The following is a 15,410-nucleotide window of genomic DNA, read 5'->3' as shown; positions in this document are numbered from 1 at the left end:
AGTATATAACGTACACCACTGCGAAAATTGCATATTAAGGTTATTACCGAAGGCAATTTTCTTAAATTGACAGAGGTGATGCAGTATGTTATAGTTAGAAGGACAAAGGGAAGAGATGGCTTGAGAAGATTAAATGTCTTGCATATAGTCACGAAGCTGGAATTAGGTGGCGCGCAGAAAAGCGCCCTAGATATTGTAAGCATTTTAAATAAAACGAGATATAATCTTTCTCTTGTCAGCTCAAATGACGGGATTTTACTTCCTGATGCCCTGAATATTCCGGAAATAAATACAGCCTTTCTACCCGCCCTTAAGCGAACCATAAGCCCCCTGAAAGATCTTAGAACCCTAATTAGCCTTACCAGGTTCATTAAAAATAAGAACTTCGATATTGTTCACACCCATAGCTCCAAAGCAGGAATTTTAGGCCGCTGGGCCGCCAGGTTGGCTGGTGTTCCTGTAATCCTGCATACTATTCATGGATGGGGATTCCACCAATGGCAGAATCCATTGGCAAGAAGGCTTTTTATCTTCCTGGAACGGCTAACCGCCAGGATTACCGATAAATTAATTGCTGTCTCACAAAGCGTCATTAAAAAAGGTCTAAATGCCCGCATTGGCACGGAGGATAAATATGCCCTGCTTGAATATGGCATCCCCTTGCAGAAATTTACTGGTTGCCAGGCGGATATCAAAAAGAAAAAGGAGGAGTTGGGGTTAAAGACAGATTCTAACGTTGTGGGGATGGTCGCCTGTTTTAAACCCCAAAAGGCCCCTGAGGATTTTATCAAAGTAGCAGCTCTTGTAAAAAAGAATTTTCCTGAAACAAAATTCCTTTTGGTTGGCGATGGAGTTTTGCGCAGAAAATTAGAAGGCTTAAGAAAAAGGTTTGCCCTGGAGAAAGACGTTATTTTCACAGGGTGGCGTCGCGATATCCCCCAGATTTTGTCTATCTTAGATGTATTTATGTTGACCTCTTTATGGGAAGGCTCGCCAATAGTTCTCTTGGAAGCCATGGCTTCTGCCGTGCCGATCGTAGCTACATCGACTGGCGGTGCACAAGAGATAATTCGCAATGGTATCAATGGATTCTTGGTTTCTCCCGGGAATATCCAAACTATGGCCCAGAGAGCCGCTGCCCTTTTAAAGAATAAAGCCCTCGCCCGCAAAATGGGCCGAGAGGGGAAAAGGTTGCTTGGTCCTTCTTTTGAAGTAGAACATATGGTAGAAAGAATAGACAAACTTTATCAGACTTTAGGAAAGGAGAAAAGGCTGTGTTAGGCTATACCCTTGTCTTCTTATCTGCCTTGGTATTAGGGCTGATTTTGATTGCCTTGTTTAGAAGCCTTGCCTTAAAGACCAACTTTGTGAGTCCCCAGGGCATAACCCGCCTGGGCGGCCTGGGTATGTGGCTGGCTTTTTCTATCGTCTGTATTTTAGGGGGCTCAATTTACGGAGTCCTGAATAAAACAGGCTGGGGGATAATCCTGGGTTCCGGCCTCCTGGTGGCTTTTGGCATAATCGACGACTATAAAAAAGAACTTTCTGTGCCTATTAAGTTCCTGGTTCAGATTGTCGCCACCGTTTTGCTTATTCTCTTTGGCATAAAGACGCGGATTATCTATATCGGGCCTTATTTGAATGTTTTAATTACCTTTCTTTGGGTCTTAGGAATAACCAATGCCTTTAATCACTTAGATATAATGGATGGACTGGCAGGAGGAGTTGCCGCTATATCTTCGGTGACGTTTTTCCTTATTGCTTTATTTAATGCTAATCTTTCTATAGCAGTTGCCTCTTTGGCCTTGACAGCAGTAACATTAAGTTTTTTGCGCTATAATTTATCTTCAATAAAAGTTTATATGGGCAATTCCGGGAGCCACTTTTTGGGTTTTGCACTTGCCGCTATTGCTATATTGATAAGTTATGCTCCTCTAGAGAAGAAAATAGCCTTAGTTTGCCCGATTCTTGTTCTGGGGCTTCCTGTGTATGACACATTGTTTGTTATGTTTATAAGGGCGAGAAAAGGAAGGTCGATTTTTAAGAAAAGCGACGACCACTTTGCCCTTAGACTCCTGGCCAAAGGGTTTTCTAAAAGTAAAGCGCTCATATTTATGTATCTATTTGGCCTGTTCTTTAGCCTCAACGGTTTAATTATTAGCCGAGTTTCCAACCAGATAGGTATAATTATTCTATTTTTGGTAGTTGCCGTCTGCCTAACTTTAGGCAAGAAGATAAGCCAAAAAGCCCGTTAATGAACAAAGAAAAAATTGTTATATTAGGAGCAGGATTAGCCGGCTTAAGTGCATCATTTTTTCTGAAGAGGGATTATCAGATTTTTGAGAAGGAAGCCACTCCGGGCGGACTTTGTCGCTCCCGGCACTTCAATGGTTATACCTTTGATTATGACGGGCACCTGCTCCATTTTAAAGATAAGGATATCTTAAATCTGGTGCAAAAGCTAATGGGGGGTAATTTAACATGCATTAGAAGAGATTCCTGGATTAACTCTTTTGGTTGTTATACCCGATATCCTTTTCAGGTTAATCTATTTGGTTTGCCTAAAAATGTAATCAAAGAGTGTGTTTTGGGCTTTATCGATGCTCAGCTAAATGGCAATGTCAATAAACACAGGCACACTAACTTTAAACAGTGGATTTTGCACACCTTCGGTCCGGGCATAGCCAGACATTTTATGCTACCTTATAATAACAAGTTCTGGACTATTTCTGCCCATAGGCTTACTTGTGAATGGGTGGATGGCTACATCCCCATGCCTTCGCTGAAAGATGTGTTAGGCGGCACTATTGCCCAGAGCAAAAAGCGTTTTGGTTATAATGCCCAATTCTGGTACCTTCGCAAAGAAGGAGGAATAGAAAACCTTATTTTTGCTTTGCGAAGGTGTATTAAGAATAACATTCACACTTTACATCAGGCAGCAGAAATTGACCTGAAGACAAGAACTGTCAGTTTCCGCAATGGCAGGAAAGCAAGATTTATTAACTTAATTTCAACTTTGCCCTTGCCGGAGATGCTTAAACTTATTCCACATCTGCCTCCAAAAATAAAGGTAGCCTTAAATAAACTGAAATATACTTCTGTCTTTTGCCTTAACCTGGGTGTAGCCAGAGGTAATATTAGCGATAAACACTGGATATATTTCCCGGAAAAAAAATTTATTTTCTTTCGCGTTGGCTTTCCTCATAACTTTTCTTCTGCTTTAGTCCCTCCAGGCAAAAGTTCCCTATATGCGGAGGTTTCCTACTCTCCAGATAGACCGGTAAATAAAAAGGATTTAGTTAAGAGGATATTAAAAGACCTGCGTAAAGTAGAAATTTTATCTGCCGCCGATACTATTGAAGTTTGCGATCCGCTGGACATCAAATATGCCTATATAATCTACGACCGTAACTATACAGAAAGCACAAAAACAATTCAGGAATATCTAAATCAGCACCATATTTACCCTATTGGCCGATACGGGCGCTGGAAATATATGACTATGGAAGAGGCCATACTCGAGGGAAGGAAGATAGCTGAAGTTTTACAAGGAGATAAGCTAGCTCAAGGATGCTTAAGGGAAGAATAAAGAGTATATATATGCATCGCCATACCCTATGGGATATGGCCATCAAGCAACTCAAATCAAGATACGCTGGTTCTATTTTAGGCTTCTGGTTGGCAATAGTAAATCCTTTATTGATTATGTTTGCAATAACCTTTGTGTTTAACATCATCTTTAAAATAGAAATAAAGAACTTTCCTCTTTTTGTTCTTTCGGGAATATTTCCCTGGATGTTTTTTTCCAATGCCTTATTTGAAGCAACATCCTCTATCTTAAATCAGCAAAATATCTTACGGCAGTTTAACTTGCCTCGCGAAATTATCCCCTTAAGTTCGATTTTATCTAATTTCTTAAATTTTCTTATTGGCTGGTGTGTCATTTATCCTTTATTTCTATTCTTTAGTCCAAAGATAGTATTGTTATTACCACTTTTAATTATTGTTCTTCTCCTGAACCTTTTTTTTGTTTGTGGGCTGGGTTTAGCTTTGTCTGTTTTGAATGTCTTTTTTCGCGACATCAGCCATCTATTAGGAGTCTTATTAATGTTATGGTTTTGGATTACACCGGTATTTTATTCTGTAGATATGATTCCCGCAAACTTTCGTTGGGTTTGCGGCTTTAATCCAATGACACCTTTTATTGTTTTTTATAGAGACATTATTTTTAGAGGTAATGTTCCCAACTCCCCCGTATTTATAGGTATATTTATTTGGACCGCCTTAAGTCTAATTCTAGGCTTGATGTTTTTTTCTTCTTCTGAATCCAAAATTTTAAAGGAAATCTAGAATGGATATAATCCAACTTAAAGATGTTTGGGAGATGTATCGGATCAAGTTTATTCTTGAGGGGAAGGCCTCCTGGGATAACTTTTGGGCGTTAAAAGGCATAAGTTTCAACGTTGAGCGGGGAGAAACGTTAGGGATAATTGGAGAAAATGGCTCAGGTAAATCTACAATTTTGAAGTTAATCGCTGGAATGCTTAAATCAGACCGCGGAGAACTTAAAGTTTCGGGAAGAGTTTCTGGACTTTTAGAATTGGGCGCGGGTTTTCAATCAGAACTTACAGGCAGAGAGAATATTTATTTAAATGCCAGTTTATTTGGCCTAACTCAGAGTCAGATTGAAGAAAAATATGAAGAGATTGTAAATTTTGCTTCTCTGGGTAAATTTATCTATGCACCGGTCAAATGTTACTCTCAAGGTATGTTCGTTCGCCTTGCCTTTTCTATCGCTATCCATATGGACCCCGATATACTACTTATCGACGATATCCTGACAGTCGGAGATGAATATTTTCAGAGAAAATGCATTAAAAAGATATTTGAATTAAAAGAACAAGGAAGGACTATTATCGTTGTTACCCACGATATGAATATGTTGAGGCGCATCTGTAAAAGAGCAATTTTCCTCAAAGAGGGCAGGATAGTCAAGGATGGCCTGACTGACAAAGTAATTCGGCTTTATACACAGATGTTTGGCGTTAAAGAAGGTGTAGGCTTTTTAGAAAGAGGACCTTTGAATGTTGTATTTAATAATGGTCGATTTTTTATAAATTGGCAAGATAAGCTTCTTACTCCTAATTCCGGAGCACATACTATTTTCCTTACCGCAAATAGATGGTATAGTTCCCTTCAGGCAGACTGGGAGGTTAAAAGAGAAAGCGAAAATAAATTAGTGGCTAAAGGCCAATTCTACCAACTGGCACTGACTCAGGTTTGGAGATTGGAACTAACTGATAATTATGAGCTAAAATGGAATATCGAAATGGAATTGCAAGAACCCATTGAAATTCAAGAAGGATACACAAATATTATGTTAAGTAATGAATACGCTCAATGGTTTACTCCTTCAGAAAAAGGCGAATTTCCATCCAAAGATAATAATGATAAAGACTGGCAAGAGTTGCTTAACGTAAATGGTTTTAGAAAATGTATCGGTGTAAGAACAAAGGAGATTCTAGATGGTAAACTTCCTTCATTAATTTTCGAGCAATCTGGCTATACATCTAAATGCCGGGCTCAAATATTAAATAGCGATTACTTTAATAATTGCAGGATGTTACAATACAGGGCCTTAGCTTTGCAGAATTACTCATCAAGTTGTGCCAATCATTTTGTTTACTTTTCGGGAAAAATAATTCTTAATTGTCCAGATATAAATAATTATTTAGAAAAATTACAGGATGGTTTTACTTTAGTTGATGATGAATTGAAATTAGTATTTGAGAAAGGCAAGGGTATACTTTTATACGATGGCACAAATTTGACTTGTGCCCCCCATATAGGTACTTCATTTTATATGAATGGAAGGCGCTATTACTCTCATTTAGCACATTGGGAAGTTAAAAAGGAAGATAAGAATAAACTAATTGCCAGAGGTATGTGGCGCAATCTTCCCATTGTGCAGATTTGGGAAATGGAAATAAGTAATAAGTCTCAGTTTTCATGGAAGGTTAATATGGAAGTTAATGCTGAAGTGGATATCCAGGAGCAACGGGCTGAGTTTATATGCTCCGAAGGTTATAAACATTATTTTAGTGACTATGGAGCAGGAAATCTTCCAGATAAGTTTTTAGAAAGTGAGATAGATATGTTGCAAAGATGTATTCCTGATGGTTCAATTGGACTTCTCAGTCAAAATAATCGGTTTCCCGCTCTATCTTTAAAGTTCTCTAAAGATTTAAATAACTTTGCCAAAATTCTCAACGCAGATTTTTATCATAAAGCAAGGATATTACGGATAGAGAAGGTTGAACCAGAAGAGAATGTAAGGCTTTTACCGGGAGAATACTCTTGCTTTGCAATTGAAGCCAATTTGAATAAAGCCGCTCAGGTACGTATAGAAGATTCGGCAAATATACTTCGAACTAAAAGTTTAGATTTTAACTTTGATAAAGGCAAAGGCTGCATTTACTGGGAAGGAACAGAGCTGACGAAGGGTTTTGGCCTATATACATCTATTCGCTCAAAGGGACGTTGGCACGACTCTTACTCAAAAGCTATATGGAAGACTGAAGAGAAAAGTAGAGAGACAATTAAGGTCTTTGGAAAGTGGTTATATCTACCCATAAGTCAACACTGGCAAATTAGATTAAAAAAAGACAATTCCTTTGAATTCACTGTTAAAACGAAAGTAGATAAGAAAATAGAGGTTGATCGTTTGCAGACAAACCTTATGCTTTCTGAAAAGTACTCCGGGTGGATAACAGATAAAGAAAAAGGCTTTTTCCCTTCCTTTAAAGAAGATATTGCCGATGATTGGGATTGTATATGGTCCGGAGGCAACAATACCCAATACATTGCCGTAGCAGCCGAATCCGCAGATAAAAAGCGTTTACCATCAGTTATATTTTTTCCGCAAAAGCAAAATCCAGATTGGCGTCTTAATATTATAAATTCGGATGTCTATCATCGGGGCAGAGTCTTGCAGTATTTAAATCCGCAAAGGCTAACTATCTTTCCCGGCGAATACCTGTATTTCTGCGGGAGAATCCATTTTACTCCGTTAGAGAAAGCTCTCTAACAGGGTTTATTCAATAGTTAGATGACTATATTTAATTGCAAAAATAGAATTACAATAAAAGGGATAACCGTTGTTTTAGTATTTTTAACAGGATTTACCCTCTATGAATATTCATACGCTGCTTTAGAAAAGGATGACCGCTCTTTAGATTTCGATTCCGGGCATTGGAAGGTATTAAACGATTCAGGTTGGCCGGGTGCTTCAATTGGCTATGTAGAAACTTCAAACGAAAAGAAAGACAGTGTCAGATTTAACTATACTTTAAAAGCAACAGAATTGTGGCTTTGGCCGGAGATAGACTTTTTTATAGAATTTGAAAGGGTGAACGACTTGACAGGGTATACAGGAGTTCAATTATATATTAAAGGTGAAAAGAGGGAGGAAGTTTATTTCTATTTTTTAACTAAGGATAAAAACACAGGGATACCTAAACCCTGCTGGTATAGATTTATAGTCACTGATAAATATAAAAAAATATATTTACCTTTCTCTCAATTTAAAATAGCTAAAGATTGGACACCACGTCACCGCGGTTTTAATCCATCTATAGAATGGGATAAAGTAAAGACATTTGGTTTACATAAGAAAGGAAGGGATGGCGAACGAGGAAGTATATATTTACTTAATATAAATTTCTTACAAAAAGAACTTCCAGAAATACCAAATTTGGAAAGAGTCCGTAGTCTACCGCCCAAGCATTCTTTAATAAATTTAATAAATCGCAGTTCAGAGAAAACCGATGCAAAGATTAGAGTTTACAGTTGCGCCTTCCGGCAAAAAGATAAAATGATAAGCCCATGCCTCTATGGAGCAAACTGGGGCGTTTGGCTTGATTTGCCGGATAAGAAAAAAGTAGCCCCTCTTGGTTTGAAATTAATAAGAGCAGGCGGACCTTTTATGGATAGATATAATTGGCGCAGTAGCAAATATACCTTTCCGGCGAATGAAAAAGCACTGACTATGACAGATTTAGATGAGTTTATCCAATACTGCCGTCAAATAGGCGCAGAGCCGTTAATCCAGATTAATGCTTTAGGATATGCCCCTGACGAAAAAAACAAGGATAAATTTACGAAATGTATGGACCCTGAAGATACGGCAGATTTGGTGCGGTATCTTAATAAAGAAAGAGGCTATAATATTAAATTTTTTGAAATAGGCAATGAGCCTTTTATATGGCACGATGTCCACTTCGATGTGAGAAAGACCCCTTGCTCAATTAGAGAATATTTTGAAATATTTAAGAAAATTTCAGTAGCAATGAAAAAAGCCCAGGCCGAAATAAATCCGGCCTTGCAGATAAAGATTTTTGCTCCTGCTATCTCCAGCTCTTGGATGAACTGGGGGACACTATCCCCGGAGGATAGCCAGCGTCAAATCATAGAATATTTTTTGAATAAATGTTATGAATATCAAAATAATAAAACTGAAAATCCAGAAGGATTTCGTATTTTGGATGTTTTGAGTTTCCATCTGTATCCTATTTTTAGAGACCCCCTGACAGGTAAGATAGAAAAAGACATCTCGCTGATTTTGAGGTCAACCCAGACCTGGTGGAGCCATAATTATATTAATAATTATGACCATTCCCTTCCTTGCGGACAAATCGGCGAAGTTTTACCAAAATTTAAAAAATGGATAGAAACCAATTACCCCGGGACAGAATTAGCAATTACAGAATTTAATATAGAATCTCAATCGATGGTAGATTATGACCCAATTATAAAAGTTTTATACCTTGCTGACCTTTACGGTATTATGGCCAAATATAGGGTAGGCTACGCAACGCAATTTTGCTTAAATTCATCAGATCATAATATAGCTTTAATTGACGAAACGGATAACATTACTCCTCTATATTACGTTTTGGCTTTATATTCATTGAATTTCAAAGGCAGTATTTTAGATGCCGGAAGCTCCTTACCCGGGAGACTTAATGTTTATGCATGCAACAATGGAGACAATATCATAGTAATGGTAGTAAATAAAGAAAAGAAATCCTTTTATACAGAGGTCATACTAGAAGAAGGGCCAGAAGGCGAAGACGCGATTAGTTTTTCTCACAATTTTCCTGCTCTCAGTTTGACTTGTATAAAGATTTTGGCCAATAAGAGCAACAACCTAGCTGAATATTGGGAATATGGAGAACAGCAAATAAATGGAATTATCGATAATAATCCCAGCTTATAACAGAAAAGAGACATTAAAGAGATGCCTTTTGTCTTTGGATGAGCAGGACTATTCAAAGGATAAGTATGAGATTATAATAGTAGACGATGGCTCATCGGATGACATCCCCCAGATGATAGATGCCTTAATGCAAAAGTATAAAAATCTAAGATATATTCAGCAGCTTCATAAAGGGCCAGCTTGCGCCCGCAACTTAGGGATAAAAGAAGCAAAAGGGAAAATTATTGGTTTTACCGATGATGACTGTACATTAGATAGAGATTGGGTTAAGCTGATGGTTGAGTCCCATAAAAAAAATCCAGAAATTATCACTGTGGGGGGCCTGACAGAAACTCCTTATAAAAAAACGAGTATTATGGTGGGTCAATTTTTAAGCAACGGCGCTATCCAAACTAATTTAAATAAGAAAAAAGAGATTATATTTTTTCCAACCTGCAATGTTTCTTTTAAAAGACGGATTTTTGATAAATATACATTTAATGAGAGATTTTCTTTGCCAGGAGGAGAAGACTTAGAATTCTTCTGGCGTTTATTTAAACACGGGCATAGATTTATCTGGAATAAGAATATAAAAGTCCTCCATTATCGAAATGATACTCTAAACAGTTTTATAAGGCAAGCCTGTATTTATGGAAGAGGAAATTTATTAACCCAATGTGTGCATAAAGACCACCCTTTATTGAAGGAATTAAAAACAGGTAAGTTTTCTTTCTGGATTGCTATTTTGATTAATATTATAAAGATTCCTCGTTTTAGCTATTCTTTAGGAAGAAGGCTTATAAAAGAAAGTAATGTTAATGATATCCATAAAAAAATATCTATCTATTCACATTTTGTCCTTCATAAAATTTTCTACATTGCAGGTAATGTCTTAGAATTTATTAGAATAAGTGAAAAGTCCTTAAAGAGAGAGAAAAAGCCTTTCTGCATTCCCCGCCTTCTTATATTAGATATTACTCATTCTTGCAATCTTTCTTGCCGGATTTGCGATATATGGAAGACAGCAAATAGAGATAAGGATATTCCTATTTCTTATATTAAAAAGATTCTTTCCCAAACTAAAGGAGTAGGAATAAAAGAAATTACTTTATCCGGAGGAGAGCCTTTGTTAAGGAAAGATATATTTGAAATACTTGATTATACAAAAACATTAGGGATTAAAAATTTAGGAATTTTAAGCAATGGGGTAGTTATAGAAGAATACTTAAAGAGATTAACCCCGTATCTTGTAGACAATACAATTTCTCCGGTTATTTCTTTGGATTCCGTAAAGCCACAAATACATAATGCGATAAGAAATTCTGATATCTCCTGGCAAAAAACAGTAAAAGGACTGGAGTTGCTTGCACAATTAAAAAAAGAATATCCCCGGGTAAACTTTAATGCGATTGTTGTAATTTTAAATCAAAATCTGGAAGAATTGCTTGAGTTGACAGGGCTTATTTTGTCATTAGGAGCAAATTCCTTGCAATTCCAGGCATTACTGCCAAATAATTTAAAAATGACTCAACGGAACAAATCCCTTTTCTGGATTCCAAAAGAAAGGTTTAATATGCTTGATGAAATTATAGATGGATTAATAGAATTTAAGAAAGAGAATCCATGCTTTGTAAGGAATTCTATTAAGAATTTATCATGTATTAAAAAATATTTCCGGGGCATAATTACTTCTGAGGATGTGAAATGTATATCTGCTAAATATACAATTTTAGTTTCTAATCAGGGAGAAAGCAGAACTTGTTTTTCGTCTTATGGAAACATAAAGAAGCAGGATTTGGAAGATATTCTTCAGAGTAGACAAATGATTAAGGCAAGGGAAAGAGTAGCAAAATGTTCATGGCCATGTTTGTTGCCATGTTTTTGTGACCCTGAATAATGAATACGTTTCTTTCTTGGTTATCCCGGAAAATAGATTATCCTATAATTGCGCCAGAAATAATTCAGATTTCGCTCACCTATAGATGCAATTTAAGATGCAAAATGTGCAGTATAGTTGATTTATTGCCTCGGAAAGAAGAGCTGTCTACTGGACAGATATTTCATATAATTGAGGAAGCTGCTGATTATACAGTAAGAAAAGTAGTTTTAACCGGCGGAGAACCTTTCTTGCGAGAAGATATATTCGAAATTTGTAATTACTCTCATAAGAAAGGATTACAAAATATAATTACTACCAACGGTATGTCGATAGGCAGTGAGTTAGCAGACAGGATTATCAACTCCAAGATAAATCACATCCATTTTTCTATTGATGGATTAGGCCACACACACGATTTTTTCAGAGGCAGAGGCGCATTTAAAAAGGCAATAAAGGCGATAAAGATTTTAATGGAAAAAAGAAACAACAATGGTTCTTTGTCGATAGGAATTGCCTGTACGGTTATGAATAGAAATGTAAAAGAATTATTTAAACTGGTCAAATTAGCCGATGAATTAGGTGCCGATGTAATTAATTTCCAGCCGTTAGCGAGCGATAATACAAATTTTTTTGACAGAAGATTATCTCCGTTTTGGCTAGAGAAAGAAGACGTCGCCATATTGAAAGACGAACTCGCAAAGCTAAGAAAATATAGACCAAAGCACATAACTATTTGCGAAGAGCCCCGCCTGGAGCTATTGCTTAAATATTACCAGAGACAACTTACACAGAAAGATTGGATATGTTTTGGCGGATTTAAAACTGTGTTTATCTGTTATGCAAAAAATGAACCTTTAATTTATAGTTGTCACGGAATTTGCGGGAATTTAGATAAAATTTCTTTAAAAAGAGCTTGGGAATCAAAAGAAGCTTATAAATTGCGTATTCATTCAAAAAATTGTAAAAATTTATGTATGCAGAGTTGTTATTCTCAAGAAACAGCGCAAAATCTTCCAAATTTAATAAGATTTTATAACAAAAAATGAAAAAGAAAGATGAATAATCGTTTGGAAAAAGAATATACCATGCTCGAAGAAAAATTAGGATATTATTTCGGTAGAGTATTGTCCTATCCTTTAATTCCTCCCGAGCATGTCTATTTTTCTCCTACTAATCGATGCAACTTAAGATGCAAAATGTGTGCTATCAACAAGACTTCAGATAAAGCAAAAGAATTAACTACATCAAAAATAAAAGAGACTATTTGCCAAATAGAAGGCATGGGAATAAAGCACCTTATATTCTCCGGCGGGGAGCCATTGATGAGAGACGATTTGCTTGCGATTGCAGAATTCGCTGTTACCCATAGTATAGAAAAAGTAGATATTGTTACAAACGGGGTGTTGCTTAACGACAAGATTATTCAAAAATTGCTCGAAATTAAGTTGAACCATATTACTATTTCTTTAGATGGATTAGAAGATACAAATGATGAGATTAGAGGCAAAACCGTTTTTAATAAGGCAGAGAAAAACATCAATAAATTAATTTATTATAAGTCTAAATATAAATCTCTATTTCCTACGGTTGGAATAAATTTTACAATTATGGATAAAAATATTAATGATATATTACCGATGATTGAATTTGCCAGAGCCAATAAATGTAATTGCATTATCTTCCAGCCGCTCCTCTCTAATAATATAAAGATGTCTGAAAAAAGAAAAAATGATTTATGGCCGTCTAAAGAGAATATTATTAAATTAAAGAAGTATATGCAAAAAATAATACACCTAAAAGATACACTTGAAGATTTTGAGATTTGTACCGATAAGGCAGTATTAGAAGCTCTTCCTGGCTATTTTAAAGGTGAAAGCCCGGGAAGCGGATTTAGATGTTACGAAACAATTAAGCGGATAGTTATAGGTTATGATGGAAAAGTGTGGAGTTGCGTGGGGATGTACGGAGATTTGGAAAAAAAAAGTTTAAAAGAAATCTGGTTTTCACAGGAAGCTATGCGGATAAGAAATATAGTCAAACAGTGTAATAAACATTGCCTCCAGGATTGTGTCTATTTGCCTTCAGATATTCTGGCAGACATAAGAAGGCTTTTTAAAAGAATAGTAGGTATAAAATAGAGGTACTTTAGTGTGTAAAAAAAGTGCTACTTGGGAAAGGATATTATATTTTTTGTCAAAGAAGATTAATTTCCCTTTGTATCCGCCCCGTAATATAACGCTTACTTTAAATTATATCTGTAACCAAAAGTGCATAATGTGCGATATAAAAAATTGTAAATTCGACAAAGAATATGAAATTACTTGCGAAGAGATAAAAAACATTATTGATGAAATGGCGGCATTGAAAATTCCCGATTTAGTCCTGACGGGGGGAGAGCCTTTTCTGTATAGCGGTATATTTGAGATTATTGCTTACGCTAAAGATAAAGGCCGTAAAGTTATAATGATTACAAATGGGTTTTATGAAAAGAATATTGTTGAGAAAATAGTTAATTCCGAAGTAGATCATTTACAGGTTTCGCTGGATGGCTCCACGGCTCAAATATATGAATGTATAAGAGGAGTAAAGGGGAGTTTTGACGTTGTTATAAATAATATCAAAAAATTTATTGCTAACGGCAAATCCGTAGGCGTAACAGCAACAATTACCCGTCAGAATTACAAGGATTTGGTTAATATTGCTCAGCTCTCACAAGGCTTAGGGTGCAGGAGATTGGCATTAAGGCCGGCACATGTAAGTAACGCCGATCCTCTCCGTAGAGATTTTAGTGAAAACTCTTTTTGGATTCCTCCTTCCGAGAAAGATTTTTTTGAAAAAATATGCGAAGATTTGGAAATCTTTAATAAAGCAACCAATTTTTTGGATTTTTGTCCGGGGGTAAAGCTCCTGCCGCAATATTTTAATGACGGCTATTCCTCGTCAAAAGGAAGCTGCTTTATCGGTTTTACGAGATTAATTATTTCTTATAATGAACAGAAAAGTTACGGGGTATGGATGTGCCGGGATATGATAGGCGATATAAGGAAAAAAACTTTGAGAGAAATATGGTATGGGCAAGAGGCAAGGAGGATGCGAAAAATAATTAAGAGATGTGAGAAGGTATGTCTATTCCCCGAAATGCATGAGCCGGAGTTAATAAATATAACTTCATTAGTTAAGAAAATTGCAAATGGTATATTAAGAAAAGTCACTTAACTTTATGTACGCAAACTTTTACCTTTTAATAAGCTATGAATAAGGATTCTAAAATAAAATTAAAACGACGTTTTATTGGTACTAAATATACCATTTCCAGAATGTTTAATTTTCCTTTCGTTAGCCCGTCCTTTATTCAGATTAATGTAACGGGCAGATGCAATCTTAAGTGTAAAATTTGCACAACCTATAAATTCCCTTCGCAAAAAAAACAGGAATTGACCGTAGATGAGATTAAAAATATAATTTTGCAGGCCGATAGAATGAGGATAAAAACAATAGTCTTTTCCGGCGGAGAGCCCTTTCTAAGGAATGATATTTTTGAAATAATTAAATTTGTCAACGAAAATACGCAAATGAAGGTAACCGTAACTACCAACGGGACGCTTATTGACAGGGACGTAGCTTCTAAGATAATTGATGCGAAAGTAAACAACTTGCAAATTTCTTTAGACGGAGCTTCGGATAAAACCCATGATTATATAAGAGGCCAAGGGTCCTTTAAAAAGACTTTAGAAGGCATAAAGATTCTAAATCAATTAAAAGATACAGAGTTAACAATAGGTTTATCTTTTACTGTCAACATATTTAATTATACGGAAATGCTTCTATTGCTAGACTTAGGCAGGGAACTTTCCATAAATCATATATTGTTTATTCCCTTTATAGAAGATAATACTTATACACATAAGAATCATTCAACTAACAATTTTTTATTTGATTCCAATAAGATAAATTCATTTAAATCGAGTATAAATAAAATTTCACATTATAGAGAAAAATATAAACGGCCTGTTATTTCAAACTTCGATAACTTAGCCTTATACGAAAAATATTTTGCCGGTAAATTGAGTAATCCTTATTGGCGATGTTTTGCCGGGTTTCACTGGATTCAGATAAATCCTCACGGAGATATGAGTATGTGCGGGTGGGAATATGGAAATATAAGAAGTGGAAAGTTAAAGAAAATATGGTATTCAAAAGAAGCCCGGAAAGCAAGAATGAAAATAAAAAGATGCAAACAGCTATGTCTGCAACCGTGTATGTCCAAGCCTTAAG

11 protein-coding genes are annotated in these 15,410 nt (G+C 36.1%); all 11 read left to right on the top strand.

What is annotated here, in order from left to right; all coding sequences use genetic code 11:
• The first annotated feature begins 78 nt into the window (after positions 1-78).
• The 11 genes from KJA13_02950 (at position 79) to KJA13_02900 (ending at position 15,409) form a co-directional block, all read left to right on the top strand.
• Positions 79-1,281: a glycosyltransferase family 4 protein gene (locus KJA13_02950; GenBank protein ID MBZ9577972.1), complete on the top strand. Its 1,203-nt coding sequence runs from the start codon at positions 79-81 to the stop codon at positions 1,279-1,281.
• On the top strand, positions 1,275-2,255 hold the full coding sequence (locus KJA13_02945; protein ID MBZ9577971.1) for an undecaprenyl/decaprenyl-phosphate alpha-N-acetylglucosaminyl 1-phosphate transferase: 981 nt from the start codon (positions 1,275-1,277) through the stop codon (positions 2,253-2,255). The genes KJA13_02950 and KJA13_02945 overlap by 7 nt, the downstream gene beginning before the upstream one ends.
• Complete coding sequence (locus KJA13_02940) at positions 2,255-3,589, top strand: FAD-dependent oxidoreductase (GenBank protein MBZ9577970.1); 1,335 nt, start codon at positions 2,255-2,257, stop codon at positions 3,587-3,589. Before KJA13_02945 ends, KJA13_02940 begins: the two co-directional genes overlap by 1 nt.
• A complete protein-coding gene (locus KJA13_02935; protein ID MBZ9577969.1) occupies positions 3,571-4,350 on the top strand; it encodes an ABC transporter permease in 780 nt (259 codons plus the stop codon). The genes KJA13_02940 and KJA13_02935 overlap by 19 nt, the downstream gene beginning before the upstream one ends.
• A 1-nt stretch (position 4,351) precedes the next feature.
• On the top strand, positions 4,352-7,087 hold the full coding sequence (locus tag KJA13_02930; GenBank protein MBZ9577968.1) for an ABC transporter ATP-binding protein: 2,736 nt from the start codon (positions 4,352-4,354) through the stop codon (positions 7,085-7,087).
• A 21-nt stretch (positions 7,088-7,108) separates the two neighbouring features.
• Positions 7,109-9,277 (top strand): CIA30 family protein, encoded by a 2,169-nt coding sequence (locus tag KJA13_02925; protein ID MBZ9577967.1) that lies wholly within the window; start codon positions 7,109-7,111, stop codon positions 9,275-9,277.
• Positions 9,246-11,153 carry a glycosyltransferase gene (locus KJA13_02920; GenBank protein MBZ9577966.1) on the top strand — a complete coding sequence of 636 codons (1,908 nt, stop codon included), beginning with the start codon at positions 9,246-9,248 and terminating at the stop codon, positions 11,151-11,153. Before KJA13_02925 ends, KJA13_02920 begins: the two co-directional genes overlap by 32 nt.
• Positions 11,153-12,181, top strand: coding sequence for a radical SAM protein (locus tag KJA13_02915; protein MBZ9577965.1), 1,029 nt, complete (start codon positions 11,153-11,155; stop codon positions 12,179-12,181). Before KJA13_02920 ends, KJA13_02915 begins: the two co-directional genes overlap by 1 nt.
• A gap of 9 nt (positions 12,182-12,190) precedes the next feature.
• Complete coding sequence (locus KJA13_02910; GenBank protein MBZ9577964.1) at positions 12,191-13,273, top strand: radical SAM protein; 1,083 nt, start codon at positions 12,191-12,193, stop codon at positions 13,271-13,273.
• Between the two features lie 136 nt (positions 13,274-13,409).
• The gene (locus KJA13_02905; GenBank protein MBZ9577963.1) at positions 13,410-14,351 is read left to right on the top strand and encodes a radical SAM protein; all 942 of its coding nucleotides are present in this window, start codon (positions 13,410-13,412) and stop codon (positions 14,349-14,351) included.
• Between the two features lie 35 nt (positions 14,352-14,386).
• On the top strand, positions 14,387-15,409 hold the full coding sequence (locus KJA13_02900; protein MBZ9577962.1) for a radical SAM protein: 1,023 nt from the start codon (positions 14,387-14,389) through the stop codon (positions 15,407-15,409).
• Position 15,410 lies beyond the last annotated feature (1 nt).

It is taken from the genome of Patescibacteria group bacterium (assembly GCA_020148045.1).
Lineage (GTDB): Bacteria > Patescibacteriota > Minisyncoccia > Minisyncoccales > GWA2-38-27 > JAHCRG01.
Note: the sequence above shows the minus strand (reverse complement) of the source record. Positions and strands in the feature narration are given on the sequence as shown.

Coding starts and splice junctions, on each gene's coding strand:
- KJA13_02950 (MBZ9577972.1), top strand. CDS start 79: ATGCAGTATGTTATAGTTAGAAGGACAAAGGGAAGAGATGGCTTGAGA.
- KJA13_02940 (MBZ9577970.1), top strand. CDS start 2,255: ATGAACAAAGAAAAAATTGTTATATTAGGAGCAGGATTAGCCGGCTTA.
- KJA13_02935 (MBZ9577969.1), top strand. CDS start 3,571: ATGCTTAAGGGAAGAATAAAGAGTATATATATGCATCGCCATACCCTA.
- KJA13_02930 (MBZ9577968.1), top strand. CDS start 4,352: ATGGATATAATCCAACTTAAAGATGTTTGGGAGATGTATCGGATCAAG.
- KJA13_02925 (MBZ9577967.1), top strand. CDS start 7,109: ATGACTATATTTAATTGCAAAAATAGAATTACAATAAAAGGGATAACC.
- KJA13_02920 (MBZ9577966.1), top strand. CDS start 9,246: ATGGAATTATCGATAATAATCCCAGCTTATAACAGAAAAGAGACATTA.
- KJA13_02915 (MBZ9577965.1), top strand. CDS start 11,153: ATGAATACGTTTCTTTCTTGGTTATCCCGGAAAATAGATTATCCTATA.
- KJA13_02910 (MBZ9577964.1), top strand. CDS start 12,191: ATGAATAATCGTTTGGAAAAAGAATATACCATGCTCGAAGAAAAATTA.
- KJA13_02905 (MBZ9577963.1), top strand. CDS start 13,410: ATGTGCGATATAAAAAATTGTAAATTCGACAAAGAATATGAAATTACT.
- KJA13_02900 (MBZ9577962.1), top strand. CDS start 14,387: ATGAATAAGGATTCTAAAATAAAATTAAAACGACGTTTTATTGGTACT.